The sequence below is a fragment of the Methylobacterium sp. Leaf123 genome (genome assembly GCF_001423405.1).
Lineage (GTDB): Bacteria > Pseudomonadota > Alphaproteobacteria > Rhizobiales > Beijerinckiaceae > Methylobacterium.
Map to the genome: position 1 here is coordinate 1 of NZ_LMNS01000022.1, position 15,497 is coordinate 15,497.

Annotated in this window: 17 protein-coding genes and 1 tRNA gene; 10 read left to right on the top strand and 8 right to left on the bottom strand. The window is 70.7% G+C overall.

Features of this window, described 5'->3' with window-relative positions; all coding sequences use genetic code 11:
* Nucleotides 1–339: 339 nt before the first annotated feature.
* Nucleotides 340–416 (top strand) — tRNA-Arg (locus ASF53_RS13655).
* A gap of 189 nt (nt 417–605) precedes the next feature.
* Complete coding sequence (locus ASF53_RS13660) at nt 606–848, top strand: hypothetical protein (RefSeq protein WP_056199118.1); 243 nt, start codon at nt 606–608, stop codon at nt 846–848.
* 376 nt (nt 849–1,224) lie between these two features.
* Here ASF53_RS13660 and ASF53_RS13665 read toward each other — a convergent pair whose 3' ends face one another.
* The 5 genes from ASF53_RS13665 to ASF53_RS13685 form a co-directional block, all read right to left on the bottom strand.
* On the bottom strand, nt 1,225–1,872 hold the full coding sequence (locus ASF53_RS13665) for an HD domain-containing protein (RefSeq protein WP_286134427.1): 648 nt from the start codon (nt 1,870–1,872) through the stop codon (nt 1,225–1,227).
* Nucleotides 1,873–1,880: 8 nt separating this feature from the next.
* On the bottom strand, nt 1,881–2,174 hold the full coding sequence (locus ASF53_RS13670; protein ID WP_056199124.1) for a hypothetical protein: 294 nt from the start codon (nt 2,172–2,174) through the stop codon (nt 1,881–1,883).
* Between the two features lie 56 nt (nt 2,175–2,230).
* Entirely contained in the window at nt 2,231–2,860 is a 630-nt protein-coding gene (locus ASF53_RS13675) for a hypothetical protein (RefSeq protein ID WP_156635548.1), read from the bottom strand.
* Complete coding sequence (locus ASF53_RS13680; protein WP_056199129.1) at nt 2,857–3,357, bottom strand: hypothetical protein; 501 nt, start codon at nt 3,355–3,357, stop codon at nt 2,857–2,859. The genes ASF53_RS13675 and ASF53_RS13680 overlap by 4 nt, the downstream gene beginning before the upstream one ends.
* Before the next feature lie 65 nt (nt 3,358–3,422).
* Nucleotides 3,423–4,190 (bottom strand): hypothetical protein, encoded by a 768-nt coding sequence (locus tag ASF53_RS13685; protein ID WP_056199132.1) that lies wholly within the window; start codon nt 4,188–4,190, stop codon nt 3,423–3,425.
* Between the two features lie 61 nt (nt 4,191–4,251).
* Here ASF53_RS13685 and ASF53_RS13690 point away from each other — a divergent pair, with 61 nt between their 5' ends.
* Nucleotides 4,252–4,581 (top strand): hypothetical protein, encoded by a 330-nt coding sequence (locus ASF53_RS13690; RefSeq protein WP_056199135.1) that lies wholly within the window; start codon nt 4,252–4,254, stop codon nt 4,579–4,581.
* Nucleotides 4,582–4,599: 18 nt separating this feature from the next.
* On the opposite strand, the gene ASF53_RS13695 is transcribed toward ASF53_RS13690, so the two are convergent.
* Nucleotides 4,600–5,109, bottom strand: coding sequence for a hypothetical protein (locus tag ASF53_RS13695; RefSeq protein WP_056199138.1), 510 nt, complete (start codon nt 5,107–5,109; stop codon nt 4,600–4,602).
* On the bottom strand, nt 5,106–7,223 hold the full coding sequence (locus ASF53_RS13700; protein WP_056199141.1) for a M48 family metalloprotease: 2,118 nt from the start codon (nt 7,221–7,223) through the stop codon (nt 5,106–5,108). The genes ASF53_RS13695 and ASF53_RS13700 overlap by 4 nt, the downstream gene beginning before the upstream one ends.
* A gap of 532 nt (nt 7,224–7,755) precedes the next feature.
* Between ASF53_RS13700 and ASF53_RS26730 the strand changes: the two genes are divergently transcribed.
* The 7 genes from ASF53_RS26730 to ASF53_RS13735 are packed head-to-tail and all read left to right on the top strand — an operon-like array spanning nt 7,756 to nt 14,269.
* A complete protein-coding gene (locus ASF53_RS26730) occupies nt 7,756–8,052 on the top strand; it encodes a DUF8820 family protein (protein ID WP_156635549.1) in 297 nt (98 codons plus the stop codon).
* Between the two features lie 21 nt (nt 8,053–8,073).
* Nucleotides 8,074–9,081, top strand: coding sequence for a DUF6745 domain-containing protein (locus tag ASF53_RS13710; protein WP_056199144.1), 1,008 nt, complete (start codon nt 8,074–8,076; stop codon nt 9,079–9,081).
* Between the two features lie 56 nt (nt 9,082–9,137).
* A complete protein-coding gene (locus tag ASF53_RS13715; protein WP_082482713.1) occupies nt 9,138–10,064 on the top strand; it encodes an STM4015 family protein in 927 nt (308 codons plus the stop codon).
* A complete protein-coding gene (locus ASF53_RS13720; protein ID WP_056199146.1) occupies nt 10,061–11,209 on the top strand; it encodes an STM4014 family protein in 1,149 nt (382 codons plus the stop codon). Before ASF53_RS13715 ends, ASF53_RS13720 begins: the two co-directional genes overlap by 4 nt.
* Nucleotides 11,206–12,009: an STM4013/SEN3800 family hydrolase gene (locus tag ASF53_RS13725; RefSeq protein WP_056199148.1), complete on the top strand. Its 804-nt coding sequence runs from the start codon at nt 11,206–11,208 to the stop codon at nt 12,007–12,009. The genes ASF53_RS13720 and ASF53_RS13725 overlap by 4 nt, the downstream gene beginning before the upstream one ends.
* Nucleotides 12,006–13,349, top strand: a complete 1,344-nt coding sequence (locus ASF53_RS13730; RefSeq protein WP_056199150.1) for an STM4012 family radical SAM protein — start codon at nt 12,006–12,008, stop codon at nt 13,347–13,349. The genes ASF53_RS13725 and ASF53_RS13730 overlap by 4 nt, the downstream gene beginning before the upstream one ends.
* Before the next feature lie 2 nt (nt 13,350–13,351).
* The gene (locus tag ASF53_RS13735) at nt 13,352–14,269 is read left to right on the top strand and encodes an STM4011 family radical SAM protein (protein ID WP_056199152.1); all 918 of its coding nucleotides are present in this window, start codon (nt 13,352–13,354) and stop codon (nt 14,267–14,269) included.
* A gap of 562 nt (nt 14,270–14,831) precedes the next feature.
* Here ASF53_RS13735 and ASF53_RS25015 read toward each other — a convergent pair.
* On the bottom strand, nt 14,832–15,092 hold the full coding sequence (locus ASF53_RS25015) for a hypothetical protein (protein ID WP_082482717.1): 261 nt from the start codon (nt 15,090–15,092) through the stop codon (nt 14,832–14,834).
* Nucleotides 15,093–15,497: the final 405 nt, after the last annotated feature.

Sequence of the window (15,497 nt, forward strand, 5' to 3'; positions counted from 1 at the left end):
CGCGGCGGCACTCGACCCTGGGCTACCTCCGCGGCGGCACTCGACCCTGGGCTACCTCAGCCCTGTCGAGTTCGAAAACCGTGCTCAATTAGCTTAGGACCGTGTCCACCAAACCGGCAGCAGGCCACACACCATCGGCGCACCGTCCGCATCCGCGGACACATTGCCAGCGCTTGAGCGCCCCCCACCCCGCCCTGGCGCAACCGACACGATTCGAACGTGTGCCCTTTGCCTAAGGAGGGTCACGCTACCATCCCTTTGAGCGATCAGGGCAATCGATCGGCCCCCACAGCGCCGTTGCGTCCGCCGCTCAGTTGGGATACTCACGAGCCACGGTCAGCACCCGTAGCTCAGCTGGATAGAGCGTTGCCCTCCGAAGGCAAAGGTCACACGTTCGAATCGTGTCGGGTGCGCCAATCTCCTCAATAACTTAGCTTCTTTTCGGTCCCCAATCGCTGGGGGGCCCATGCGAGCGCCGTGGCAGCGGCAGGCGGTCACGTGCCGATTCGCGCGGCTGGGCTGGCTGGTTCCGGCTGCCGGGGGTAGGGCATTCCGACGGGAGCGGCCGGAGCGCGGCTCGCCTCAGCGACAGGAACAGCCACACAATGCCGATCAAGGCCCTGAACGATCGTAAGAAGCTGTCGAGCGACTTCAACGAGGCCAACGACGCCTTCATCGACGCAGTGCTCACGGCGCTCCAAGCGGGCGAGATCCCGCTCGATCTGGCCCGGGCCTATCTCGCGCATCCGGTTGCCATGATGCACGCGGATGGCGCGCAAGCCGTGGCCAATTACTTCGAGCGGATCTTGTCGCAGAAGCCCAAGATCAACTGGGCACCTGGCGATTGAGCCTCAGGCTTGGACCGGCAATCTGGTTGGCTTTGGGCCGGGCCGATGCAGACGATCTGCTCGGATCGGAGTGCCGTGAAGTCAAAAAGACGAGCGCGGAACAGGCCGTGCTCAGCAACGCCGGACTTGAAGTGCAGGCGGCGCAGGGCAAGAGTTGGCCCTGACTTGTAAGAAGGCGGCGCTCTCCGAGCGGATCTCTTGTCGGCGGCGGCGGGCGTGGGGTGCTTGTTGGTCGGCCTCGCCGGATCAGAGATCTTGAGGGCTTGAACGCTCGGTTGCGACCACCCTCTCCCAGAGTCGCGCCGGCGATGAACGAGGGGTGGCTGAGCCGTCAGGCGCAGGCTGCCGAACGGGTTCTCGGTTGCACAGGTCTCCCTCACATCCCCGCGCCGGCCCGGAGCCGGTCCGCTTCGGCCGCGAGGTTGGTCCGGGCGGCCGCCTCGAAGCGGTCGCGAAAGGGGTGGGTCTGGTAGAGGGTGGGCCGGGCGAGGAAGCCGTCGAGCACGCCCGCGCGGCCGAACCGCCACGCTACTTCCGGAACCGCCGTGTATTCGCGCCGGATCGCCGCCGCATAGGCCTCGTAGATCGGGCGGGGTGCACCCAGCACCGCAAGATCGAGGTCGAGCATCAGCCGCGTGGCCGGGTCGTCGCTCGGCGCGTGGGCGGCGGTTGCCTGGATCATCGCGTCGGCCGCCCGGACTGGACCAGACTCTGCGGCTGGGCCGGCATGGGCTAGCAGCAAGGCGGCACTGCGCCACTCGTTGTCGGTGCGGGCGGTGTCGTAGACCGCATCGTGAAAGAAGATGGCGAGATCGATCGCATCGTGATCGAGTCCGGCGAAGTCTGGAAGGGCGCGCACGGCGTCGTGCCCTTCGAGCAGGTCCGCGATGTGGCGCCAGCCGTGATAGTGGCGTCCGGCCTCCCCGTATCCGGCATCGAGCGCCTGCCACGCCGCCTCGGCGCCATCCGCCCGTACGGTGCGGCCCCAGAGTTCGCCGAAGCGGGCGTGCAGGCGATCGTTCACGGCGGGCCTCAGTTCACGCGGTAGCAGGTCGAGGTCGCCTCCGCGTTGCCGCGCAGGCCGCCGGGCGGGCGAACCTCGCAGACGACGTATTTGCCCTGCCGCTCCAGGGTGAAGCTCGGGCCGGTGGCCGAGACGATGCGGTGACCGCCGTTCAGGAGCGCGCTCATCGGCTGGTCGATCGCCTCCCAGGTGGTCGGAAGGCGCGGCGGGGCGGCGGGTGGCGGCGTCTGCGCCCGCGCGGATGTGGCGGGGATGCCCACGAGCGCCAGCAGGACGAGGGCGCGAGAGGAGAGGCGGGGCATCGCGAACCTTATGCGGTGGGCGGGTTTCGGCCCGCGGAGTGATCGGCCGCAGCGCGTCAAGGCGTGGCGGCCAGGGCGAGGTCGGCCTCCGGCAGCCAGCCCGTGACGGGTTTCGCGCCGTGCCGGTAGAGCGCCCGCACCCAGCCGTCCCGGCGCTCGAGGATCACCACCGGATCGTGGCGCACGAGGTAGGCGCCGCGCGCGGGGGCCGGGCCCGGTTCGGGCCGGAACCTGGCACGCCGGGCGGTGACCAGGGCGACGCCGCGCCAGCCCTCCGCCGGCTCGTCCGCCTCGCGCAGGAGCGTGTAGGGCTTGTCCACCATGCTGCCCATGGTCATCAGGCAGCCGCCGTGATTCTCGGCGAGCGTCAGCGCGGCGCCCTCCGGCGTGAAGGCGAGGCTGCCACGGATCCGCTCGGGCTCTCCGGGAAACCATGTCTCGACCTCGGCGCGGGGGCCCGCGAGTCGGCCCCGCAGCAGGAAGATGCAACTGAAGGACGGGCCCCCGTCGACCCCGCCGCGCTCCTCGGCGAAGACGCCGGAGACGGCCTCGCCCTCCACCGCCAGGGTCAGGCTGTCATAGACGCCCGAACGCGGCCGCGGCTCGGCCGCCGCCCCACCGCACAGGGCGAGCAGGGCGAGACCGGCCGCGAACCCGCAGCGCATGGGCCGGACCGGCAGCCTCACAGGTTCTTTTCCAGCACCTGCACCACCGCCGCCACCCGGTCCTTGAAGTCGGCGACGTTCGAGAAGGGTCGCCAGTTCACGTCGAGGACGCCGCCGTCGAATTTCAGGCCGTTCGGGTAGTTCGAGGCCGGCGCCGTCTTCTCGTCGAAGCGGATGCGGATCGACTTCAGCTTCGCCTGCAGCGCCTCGCGGCCCATCTTGTCCTTGCCGACCTCCTTCAGCCCGGCCGCGATCGGCTCGAAGATGGTCTTCTCGAAATAGCCTTCGTCGCCATAGTATTTCGCGTCGCCCGGCAGGGTGATCTGGTCCCATTCCACCTCGACCGGCACGGGAAAGCCCGCGGCCTCCTGGATCGCCTTCTCCTGCGCCGGGTAGCGGCTCTCGCGATAGGCTGTGATGGCCCGGCGTTCGGCGAGCCCGAGCGTCGGCTCGGCCCGGACCGCGGAGGCGCAGAGCAGGGTCGCGGCGGCAGCGAGCGCGTTGCGGCGTGAGATCATGCGGCGGTTTCTCCTCGAAGGGTCGGCCCGCATCGCAGGCGCGGGGTTGATGGGCAGGTGTGCCGTTACGGCGTCGGCAGGCATTGCACCGGGCCGTCGGCCTCGACGGTGAGGCTGTTGGTCCAGACGAGCCGCACCGGGAAGGAGACGATGCTCGGAACATCCTTGGGGGCCTTCCCGGCCCGGTAGGCTTGCGCGCAGGCCTTGGCCGGCGCCGGCAGGGCCGCGACCGGTGCTGGGAGTTTTTCCTCGCGCACGATCTGCGCCCAGCAGGCCGCGCCCCCTTTCGGGATCGCGCAGGGAGCCTGCACCCCGCGGCGGAAGCCGAGCCGCAGCGTCGCGCCTTCGGCCGCGAAGCTGTCGATGCCGTCATAGGTGGTCGTGTCGGTGAACAGCGTGCGGCCGGTCCCGGCATCGATCACCGCGAAGGGCATGGTGCCGTTGGTGCTGGCATCCTCGAACACGAGGAATCCGTCCGCCCGCCCGATGAAGCGCTGGCCGCCGGTTTCCAGCCTGCGTGCGCTGGGGCCGGGCGCGGCGCGGCAAGCCACGGGTGGGCCGCCGCGGATCGGGATGAGCGCCGCAGCCTCGGGTTCGGGCGTGCCGGTGTCGCTCTCGCGGATGACGAGATCGGGATAAAAGGTGCAGGTGATCTCGCGTTCCTCGGCATCCCTAGCGGTCTCGACCTTCGCGGGCGGGTCGAACCGCGCCGCGTTCCAGCCCTCGGCCGCCGCCGGGGCGAGGAGCCCGACCGAGAGGGCGGCGAAGAGACCGGCCGAGAGCCCGACACGGGCGGCGCGGGAGGACAGAGGCTGTGCGCGTCCGGGGCTCATTCTCAGTCTCATCTCGAATCCCTGCCGAGCGGGCCGCAACCCTGGATGGAAGAGCGTGACGATGACCCGATCATGGACCGCCGCCGTGCTTCTGAGCGCCCTGATGCTGGTGCAACGACCCGCCCTGGCGCAGGCCGATCCGGCGATTTCGCCCGCGGAGAGAAAGAGCCTGCCCGCCGAGGTCGTGACCTATCTGGAGCGGCGGCGGGGTTGCAACCACTGGTCCGGAGAGGAGGCCTATGATGCGCCCCGCGGCCGGCAGATCGCCGCCGCCGTCGAGAGGCTGGGCTGCGACGCCGTGGAGGCGGACGAGACGCGGCTGCGGCAGCGCTACGGCCGCAACCCGGCGGTGCTGAAGGCGCTCGATGCGGCCGCGCATGCGGACGGCTGATCCGGCCGGGACCGCCCCTTACCCGGCCGCACCGGAGGCGGCGCGCCGGTTGCGCACCAGCGAGAGGAGCGCCCCGAAGATGGCTGCCGCGATCGCGGCCATGATCACCACAAGGGTGATCGTCCGGTTCCAGAGCCGGTCGAGGCCGAGATCGGTGGTGATGAGCTCCGGGCGCGCCGGATCGGCCATCGGCCCGGCGCCGAAATCGCCGACATGCAGGCCGGCGAACACGTAGTTCACCCGCCGCGTCACGGTGCCGGTGGGCCGGCGCAGGCTCAAGGTGAGGTCGCAGATATGGATCGCGATCTTGGAGCTGCACTTGCCGTCGCTGATCCGGGCCTCCGCCACCGGCTCGGCGGCCTCGCGGACCTGCCAGTCCGAGATCAGGGCCGGGGCGGTGTAGATGGCGCAGGCCGCCAGCATGGCGCCGAGCGCCACGACGCCGAACAGCACCCAGAAGGTGGCCATCCAGCCCTGGCGCTGGGGCGGCAGCCGCAAAGGTTCGGCGCGATCGGGAGATGCGGTCATGGAGCCTCGGCGAGTTGGGGGTCGGAGGAGGATCGCGGCGCGCCGGCCTCGGTCTCGGCCAGGACGCGCCGGGCGTGCGCGGCCATCTGGTAGCGGCCGATCAGCTCGGCGAAGTCCTGCGGCTTCATCCCGCGCGGCAGGCCGATCGGGAGTGTGACGATGCGGCGCTTCGCGTCGAGCTTGATCCCGTTTCGGCCGGGCAGACGCTGCGGCCAGTCGGCCGTGGGCGGCAGCAGGAGGCGCGTGAGGATGCCGCTCTGGTTGAGCGTCATGTCGAGGTCGGCGATGGAATCCCAGGGGATCGTCCGGTCGAGCCCCGGCGCCTTCAGCCCCGCGGGGCTCAGGACCAGGGTGATGGGCTCGCCCCGGCGCAGGATGAACGCGCCGGCCCCGCCCAGGAGCACGGCGAGGCCGAACGCCGTCGCGAGGATGACACCGTTGTCCTTTGGCGAAATCCCCGGCACGCCGAACACGGCAATCGCGAGGGCGATGACGGCAAAGAGGCCGCCGCCCACCGCGAGCGCGACCCCGCGCGAACGGTAATTCGCGCGCAGCACCCGCTCTTCGGTGCCGACCTCGGCCGCCGTCGCCTCGAGATGGGCGCGGTACGCCGCGTCCTGCGCCCGCAGCGCGCCGAGGAAGTCATCGGTCGCCGCCCGGCTGAGCCCGGCCGGGTCGGCGAAATAGGCGGCGAGCTGCCCCAGCGCGTGTGGCGGCGGCACGGCGCCGGCCGCGGCCAGAAGATCCGCGTCGATGGTCCGCCCGAGGGCGGCGACGCGCTCGCGGGTCGGCGGGTGGGTGTCGGTCGGGTGGGCCTGTTCCTCCTGCCAATGCGCCGCCGGGTCGTCGAGCCCCTGCGCGATCGCGCGGTCGAGGGCGGCGGCCACGAGATCGGGCGTCGCCGCATCCGGCGCGTCGGCCGCGGCCTGGAGGGTCTCGGCGATGCGCGGCCCCACCGCACCGGTGCGGAGCAATGCGCGGGCCGAGGCATCGATCGAGGTCGCGCCCGCCCCCGCCGCGTCGGCCGCGAATTCGCGAGTCCGGCTCCAGTGGCGCACGGCGAGGTGGAAGCGCTCCATCACGAAGACGCCGAGGCGCAGCGACGGCCCGAGCAGCCCGAGCGAGCCCTGATGGCCCTCGGCGACCGCATCGAGGGAGCGCTCGACGCCGGCATAGATCGGCAGGAAGCGCTGGCTGTAGGTGGTGTCGCCGCCGGCATAGTGGGCGAGTTCGTGGCCGATGATCGCCGCCACCTCGTCGCCCCGCATCAGGGCGAGATAGGGCAGCGGCAGGTAGAGGATCCGGCCGGAGACCTGCGTGCCGCCGGGCTCCAGCACCGCCGGCCCGGCGCTGACGAAGAACCCCTCCGTGAGCCCGACCACCACCGCCTCGGGCTTCAGGGCTCCGAGCCGCGCGGCAAGCCCTTCGAGCAGGCGCCACAGGCCCGGCGCCTGTTCGGGCGTGACCGTCCGGCCGATGATCGGCAGCGGATCGGGCTCGAACGCCCCGAGCGCCCGGCGCAGGCCGAGCACCGTCGTGCCGGCCACGAAAACGACGGCGCCGACCGCGACCGCGGCGATCGCCAGGAGCTTCAGCGCGCCGCCGTCGAAACCGCCCTGAACGAGGGCCGCCGCCTCGAAGGTGACGGCCGCGACGAAGCTCGCCGTCGCCGCCAGGATCTGGAGCGAGAGCGCCGCGGGGAGCAGCCGGCGCATCAGCGAGAAGCCGCGCACCAAGCTGTCGCGCGAAGCGCGGCCGAGGCGGCCCAGAACGGCCCCGGCGAGCAGCACGAGAAGGGAGAGGGCGGCGGCCAGCGCGCCCCCTGCGACGACGACCGGCGGCAGCACGCGGCGCCAATCCATGAGCGTGGCGAGGAGCCCGGCCTCGTCGCGGGCCTCGCGCGCCTTGTCAATTGCGAGCGGCCCGCCATAGAGCCGGCCCTCGTAGCGGAACTGAAGGCGGGGATCGAAGCGCCCGTCCCGCGGCGCCCGCGCCTCCATCTGCGTCACGAGGCCGGTGAGCCGCTGCCGTTCGGCCTCGAACGCGGCGTGATCGTCGGCGCCGCGCCGAACCTCCCACAGGCCCAGCAGCAGGAGAACGAGCGGCAGCAGCACGGTGGCCGCGACGAGGCGCGCCAGGGCACGCGGACGCGAGCGCGCGGGCGAAGTCGTTGCTTCGGGGATGGTCAGCCTCCTGAAGCGCGGGCGACCGCAGGGCCCACATGCGGATGAGCCGGACATGCGTAAAATGCCGGCCGACGACAGCGATGACGACTCCGCAGATGTCGTCAGTTCCAGGCTATTAAAGTTGTGCGCAACACAGGAGAGGCCCGGATCGCTAGGATTTCTACCCTGCTGAGCCCATAGGTCAACCGAATGTTGTCCTGCCGGCGGGGGCGCCCCGGCCCACCGGAACCTCACATCGGCCGAGGGGCGGATCAGGCTTGGCAGGGGTACCGTGGCTGCCCGCAACCGGTTGACCGTCAGTCGATCGTCGGGCTAGCCTCGTGCCAACAGAGTATTGTCCGGGCGCAGCTCTGTTGAGGCATAGCCTTTGCCGGATGCGCACCACGATCATAAGCCGGTTAAAGAGCGGCAAGCGGCTCTGACATCGGCGCTTGCTCTTGAAACATGGGCGGAGACGGGCATGTGGCGTCAGGGCGACATCTTCATTCGCGCGATTTCCGCCGTTCCGCAGGAGGCCGCCAGCCGGCCGCTGCCGCATACCGTGCTCGCGCATGGCGAGTTGACCGGCCATAGCCACCGCGTCGTCGATCCCGCCGCGCTGTTCGCCGGAGACAACTGTTTCTACCTTGACGTGCGCGCCGACCGGGCCCGCGTCGTCCATGACGAGCACGGCACGATCACCCTCGACCGCGGCGTCTACCGGGTGTGGCGGCAGCGCGAATACACACCGCAGCGCATCGTCACCGTGCAGGACTGAGCGTCGGGGAATCGATCGCCGATGACCGCCGCCCAACGCGCACCCGCCCGGCGCATCCTGCGCCCTCAGGATACGCTCTCCGCCGACGAGGCCAAGGACGTTCTCGACCGGCTCGACATGCCGCGCAACGAGGCCGCCCGCGCATTGCCGGACGGTCTTGTCTGCCACCGGATCCTCGCGCCCGCGAGTCGGCTGGAAACGCTCGGCCACGGCATCCGCTGCCGCGAACTCGTGCTCGACGGCGCGGCCATCGCGCGGATCGAGGACGGCAACACGATCACCTATCGCCTCTCCGCCCGCGCCTGCCACCGGCTGACGACCCTGCCGGCGGGCCTGCGCGCCGGCATCGTCGATCTGCGCGACTGCCTCGCCCTGGAAACCCTGCCGCCCGGCCTGTCGCCGGCCTTCCTCGACCTCGAAGGCTGTTCGGCGCTGAAGGCCCTGCCCGACGACCTCCTTTTACGCGGCGGGCGGCTCAACATCCGCGACTGCGCCCTGATCGGCGCCCTGCCGCAGCGGGGCTCCGTCGCCGGGCTCGACATTGCCGGCTGCGGCCGGATCGACCACGTGCCGGAGGGTTTTCGCGTTACCTCGTGGATCGACGTCGCCGGCTCCGGCCTCACCGAACCGCCGCCGCACCTGCCCGGCATCGGCCTGCGCTGGCGCGGCGTGCCGGTGGATGCGCGCATCGCCTTCCGGCCGCACGAACTCGGGATCGCGGAGATCCTGGAGGAGCGCAACGCCGAGCGGCGGCGGGTGATGCTGGAGCGTTTCGGCTTCGAGACCTTCATGGAGGCGGCCGAGGCCGAGGAACTCGACCGGGACCGCGACCCCGGCGGCGAGCGCCGGCTGCTGCGGGTCGACCTCGCGGGCGACGAGCCCCTCGTCTGCGTCTCGGTCGGCTGCCCCTCGACCGGACGGCGCTACTTCCTGCGCGTTCCGCCGACCACGACAACCTGCCACCAGGCCGTGGCTTGGACCGCCGGCTTCGACGACCCGGCCGATTATGCCCCGCTGATCGAGACCTGAGCCGGTTCCGACATCGCCCGCCGATACGGTCCGCCCCAACGAGGAGCCGGAAAACCATGCCCTACGAGAACCTGACGACCTTCTTCGGCAAGCCGGTCGAGGATTTCCAGAGCGGGATGGAGGCGTGGGATTTCGAGCGCGCGGTGCCGCGCTTCCGCGTCGAGTACGATTCCGAGGACAATGTGCCGGCGATGCTCGGGAGCTACGCGGCGCTGCCCGGCGCCGAGGCGACCGACGCCCTCGTCATCGGCTACTGGCAGGGCGACGATTCCGAGGGCACCTCCCAGCCGATCGTCGAGGCGCTGGTCGCCTATGCCGAGCGGTTTCCCAACCTGCGCGCACTCTTCCTCGGCGACATCATCTCGGAAGAAAACGAGATTTCCTGGATCAACCAGAGCGACCTCTCGGCGCTCTGGCCGGCCTTCCCGCATCTGGAGCACATGCAGGTGCGCGGTGCCACCGGCCTCGCGCTCGGGCGGTTCGAGGCGCCGCGCCTGACGGCGCTCATCATCGAATCGGGCGGCCTACCGCGCCGGGTGGTGCAGGAGGCGCTGGCCGCCGGGGCACCGGAGCTGCGCCATCTCGAACTCTGGCTCGGCACCGACGAGTATGGCGGCGACAGCACGCCGGAAGACTTCGCCGACCTCTTCGCCGGCCGGCTGTTCCCGAAGCTCAACACCCTGGCCTTGCGCGACTGCGCCTATGCCGACGACCTCGCCGCGGCCGTCGCCACCGCCCCCGTGCTGGAGCGCATCTCGACCCTCGACCTCTCGCTCGGCAACCTGACGGATGCGGGCGCGGAGGCACTGCTCGCCGCGCCGGCGGTGGCGAAGCTGGCGCGGCTCGACCTGCACCACCACTTCCTCACCGAGGCGACGATGACACGGCTGGCCGGGCTCGGGCCTGTGGTCGACCTCTCCGAGCAGCAGGAGCCGGACGAGTATGCCGGCGAGATCTACCGCAACATCGCCGTCTCGGAATGACGGGCGCCGATGAGCCGCCGGATGGGATCGGACCCTGCGTCATCCTCGGAGTCGCGGGCGACGAGCGCACGGAAGGGTTCAACGCCGCCCTGGTCCGGGCCGGGCACCCGCCCGCGCCCGTGCTCGACTACGCCCGCTTCGTTGACGCGCCGGAACGGCTGAGCGCGCTGTTCCCGGAGGGGCGCGGCCTGCTGCGCATCGACTCGCCCGGCGGCGATCCGCGCATCCGCCGGGCCCTGCTGCGCCTCGCCGGGGCGGACGAGGATGCGGGCGAGGCGACGCGGCTGCGGCCCGACCACGCCCTCCAGCGCGGGCTCGCCGCGGCGCTGCGGCTCGCCCGCCGGGTCGTGCCGCCGGGCGTCACCCTGACCCATGAGGCCGAGACGGTCGCCCTGTTCTACGACAAGCGAGCTTGCCACGCCGCCATGGCCGCGCATGGCTTGCCGGTGCCCCGGGCGCTGCCGCCGGCCGGCTCGTTCGACGCGCTTGTGGAGGCCATGCGCGCGGCGGGCCTGGCCCGCGTCTTCGTCAAGCCGCGCTTCGGCTCGGGCGCCGCCGGCATCGCCGCGCTCACGGTCGCCCGCGACGGGATCGTGGCGGACTCCGCCGCCGAGCACATGACGGGCGCAGGAGGCGGCGTGTTGCACCATTCCCACCGGCTGCGGCGCTCTCGCGGACCGGCGGCCGTGGCGCTGATCGACGCGATCCTGGCGCAGGACGCGCATGTGGAGCAATGGGTGCCGAAGGCCGCTCTCGACGGCGGCCCTTGCGATCTGCGGGTGCTCGTGGTCGGCGGCGAGCCCGCCCACATGGTGCTGCGCACGGCCCGCGGCCCGATCACCAATCTCGATCTCGGCGGGCGCCGGGCCGAAGCGGACGCCCTTCGCGCCCTGGCGCCGCCCGCCGTCTGGGAAGCGATGCGGGCGGATTGCCGCCGCTTCGCGCGGCTATTCCCGCAGACCTTCCACGTCGCCTTCGATGTGGCGCTGACGGTGGGCCTGCGCCGCCACGTCTTCTTCGAGGCCAACGCCTTCGGTGACCTGATCCGCCGCGTCCGGCACGAGGGGCTCGACCCCTACGCATGGCAGGTGGCACGCCTGCCCGGCTGGATCGCCGCGCGCCGGCCCGTGGGGCTCGCCGCATGATCCGCGCCGCGGACCTCATAGGCTCGCACGACATCCTGCTCGTGACGCTCGATTCCCTGCGCTACGACGTGGCCGCGACCGCGCTCGCCGCCGGCCGGACGCCGAACCTCGCGCGGCTGCTGCCGGGCGCGGCCTGGGAGCGACGCCACGCGCCGGGCAGCTTCACCTATGCCGCGCATCAGGCGATCTTTGCCGGCTTCCTGCCGACGCCCGCCGAGCCGGGGCCGCACCAGCGCCCCTTCGCGCTGCGCTTCGACGGCAGCCGCACCACCGGGCCGGACACCGCCGTGTTCGATGCGCCCGACATCGTTTCAGGCCTCGCCGCACGCGGCTACCACACGCTGTGCATCGGCGGCGTCGGCTTCTTCAACAAGCGCACCCCGCTCGGTCGCGTCCTGCCGGGCCTGTTCGCCGAGAGCCACTGGCATGGCGGCTTCGGCGTGCAGGCGCGCGACTCGACCGCGGCGCAGGTCGGCTTCGCCGTGGAGCGGATCGCGGCGCTCGACCCGCAGCGGCGGCTGTTCCTGTTCCTCAACGTCTCGGCGACCCACCACCCGACCCGCACCTACCTGCCGGGCGCGGCACGGGAGAGCGTGGAGACGCAAGCGGCGGCGCTGGCCTATGCCGACAGCGCCCTGCCCCCGCTCTTCGTGGCGCTCAAGGCGCGCGGGCCGGCCCTCTGCATCCTGTGCGCGGATCACGGCACCGCCTTCGGCGAGGACGGCTATCGCGGCCACCGCCTCGCGCACCCGACCGTGTGGGACGTGCCCTACGCCGAGTTCATCCAGGAGGCGGCATGAGCACCGTCATCAGCACGGCGGCGGCCCTGCTCGCGGGGCCGGTCTATGGCGGCTATCAATACGCCTATCCGCACAAGACCGCCTACCGGCCGCTGCGGCACCCGGTGCCTCTGCGCGAGGCCTGGGCGGAGGAGCCGAAGGACGGGCTGTTCCTCTACGTGCACGTGCCGTTCTGCGCGATGCGCTGCGGCTTCTGCAACCTGTTCACCCTGACCCGCGGCGAGGGCCGCATCGCGCCCTATCTCGATGCCCTGCGGCTTCAGGCGGAGACGGTGGCCGACAGCCTCGGTCGGTTCCGGGTGGCCCGCATGGCGCTCGGCGGCGGCACCCCGACCTTCCTCGAACCCGCCGACCTCGACCGCTTGTTTACAGATCTCCGCGACACGTTCGGGGCCACGCCCCTGGAGCTTCCGGCCTCGGTCGAGACCGCGCCCGGCACCACCACGCCGGAGCGGCTCGCCGTCCTGCGGGCGCACGGGGTCGAGCGCATCAGCATCGGCGTGGAGTCGTTTCGCGACGACGAGGCGCGGGCGATGGGCCGGCCGCAAAGCCGGGGCAGCGTCGATGGGGCGCTCCAAGCGATCCGCGACGCGGGCATCCCGGTCCTCAACATCGACCTGATCTACGGCGCCGCCGGGCAGACAGCCGCGAGCTTCCTCGAATCCGTCGAGGCGGCCCTTGCCTGGGAGCCGGAAGAACTCTTCCTCTATCCCCTCTACGTCCGGCCGCTGACCGGGCTCGGCCGGCGGGGCGGTGCCGCCGAGGACGACCGCGCCTGGGATGCGCGCCGCCTCGCGATCTACCGCGCGGCCCGCGACCGCCTGCGCGCGGCGGGCTACCGGCAGGTCTCGATGCGGATGTTCCGCCGCGCGCCCGAAGCCGCGTGGGGGCCGGCCTATGATTGCGCCCGCGACGGCATGGTCGGCCTCGGCGCCGGGGCGCGTTCCTATACGGCGGCCCTGCACTACGCGACCGCCTACGCGGTGGGGCAGCCGGGCGTCGCCGCCATCGTCGCCGACTACATCGCCCGCGACGCAGAGCGCCATGGCCAGGCCGATTACGGCGCGTGGCTCGATGCCGAGGACCAGCGCCGCCGCTTCGTGCTGATGCACCTGCTCCAGGCCCCCGGCCTGCCGCCGCGCGCCTATGCGGAGCGCTTCGGCACGAGGCTCCTCGACGATCTGCCGGAACTAGCCGATCTCGCAGAGGCAGGACTAGCCACCCTCGACGCGGAGAGCCTCAGGCTGACCGAGGCGGGCTTGGAACGCTCCGACGCGATCGGCCCCTGGCTCCAGACGGCGGGCGTGCGCGAGCGGATGCGCGCCTACGCGCTGCGCTGACCATGGCAGGCGCCCCTCTCGACATCCTCTACCGGGGCCCGCTGGCGAGCTGCAATTACGCCTGCCCCTACTGCCCCTTCGCCAAGCGCCGGGACAGTCGCGAGACCCTGCAACGCGACGCAGCACAGCTCGCCCGCTTCGTCGATTGGGCCGACGGCCAGACCCGGCGCAGGCTGGGCATCCTGTTCACGCCCTGGGGCGAGGCGCTGATCCGGCCGGCCTACCGGGCGGCGATGGCGCGGCTCAGCCGCATGCCGCATGTCACCAAGGTCGCCGCGCAGACGAACCTGTCCTGGCCGACCGGCTGGCTCGATGGCTGCGATCCCGGCCGCCTCGGCTTCTGGTGCACCTTCCATCCGGGCGAGACGCCCCTCGACCGCTTCCTCGGGCGCTGCGCCGAACTCGACGCGCGCGGCATCCGCTACAGCGTCGGCATCGTGGGAAAGCGCGAGCATTTCGCGGCGCTCGCCGCCCTGCGCCGGGCGCTGCGGCCCGAGATCTATCTCTGGGTGAACGCCTACCGGGACGAGGGGCCGAACTATTACGGGCCGGACGACCTCGCCACTTTGCGCGCGCTCGATCCGCTGTTCGACATCAACCGCACCGGCATCCGCAGCCGGGGGCGGGCCTGCGCCACGGGCGAGAGCGTGGTCAGCGTCGATGGCGATGGCGAGGTCCGCCGCTGCCACGTGGTCCCGGCCCGGATCGGCAACCTCTACGACCCGGATTTCGACGCCGCCCTGACGCCGCGGCCCTGCCCGCTGGCGCAGTGCCGCTGCCATATCGGCTACGCCCACATGCCGCATCTCGGCTTCAGTGAGCGGTTCGGGGCGGGGCTACTGGAGCGGGCGCTGCCGCCCCCCTTCGACGCCGCAGGCGCGGACGGACGTCAGACACGGATCGAACCCCACTCCGCTTGACCGGTCGGGGCGCCGCTGTCGAACCGTTCCGGGCATCCGGCCAATGCGTGCTTGATGCCCACACCACCCCTGACGGCTCGCGCGGTCGTCGGTGCGCGAAATCTGCCCTGACCTAACACCCGACACAAATGTCTTTGGTGAGAAGACTATCCCGGAATTCAGGTTCGAGTTTCTGCGGGGCATCGCTGCGTGGCTGTGGGCCGACTGAGCGTGGGCGCGGCATCACTCTCCCCGTCGGCGCCGTATGGGGCGCTGTGATGGTTGTCTCCGGACCGCCGCCCGTACCGGTTCGGGCAGGATGACTCGCCGCATTTGCGGCGGTGGTCGCAATCGCGAAGATCAACCCAGCAACCGCAGCGACGGAATGTTTCGCTTTTTTCATGCTAAACCTCCGATGATGATACAGATTGCTCTTCCATGATTGCAGCCGACGCTTGATGTCAGGATGCCATCATTGAAATTCTGAATTCCGCGATATCGTCTGCGACTTATCGAACAAGATCAGCTTTTACCCCCGGAAAAACATGATGGATGTTCCTCTCCGCACAGCATCGCAGTGCTTTCACCGAGTTCCGGGAAGATAACAGATCAACGGGTTCGCTCGGCGTCCGCCGCTCTGATAGCTTTTTGCGTGGCCGATCGAGCCGGTCATGTCCTGCGTTGGGTTTCCGCCAGGACGTTTCACGACGATGTCGCAATAGGCTCGATTCGGATCGGCGGGGCTGTCGAGATCCATCGTGCGCCGGGCCATCGCGGACGTCGGCAGGATGACCGCGGCTATGGCAACGAACAGGCCCAAGGCACGGATCGGTCCATGAGGCAAAAAACTTCTCCCGGCTTGCAGAACGCCGCCCAAACAAGAGGCGCACTGCACAAATATACATCGGAACTTGGAAACCAAGTGCGTAATAACTTGCAAGCAAGAGTGCACTAAAATTGCACATCCGCTAATTTTTAATCAGGATTAAAACCTATCTTCAAACGTGATGCGCAAAATATGCCTCACACACGTCCGGGTCATGTTCTTGCATGGACCCGGCCGCGGACGGAATACACCCCAGCCGCGCGGAAGCGCTTGGGGTCACATCCGATCACTTCTCGGCCTGCCGCAAACGACAACCCCCGACCGAGGTCGTGTGAGAACGCTGATTTTCAGGGGTGGAGGGGCCGAGGGAGAGTAGCGCGGTGGATGGAGGTCGCGGGCTTCAGGCCCGGATGGCCCTCATCC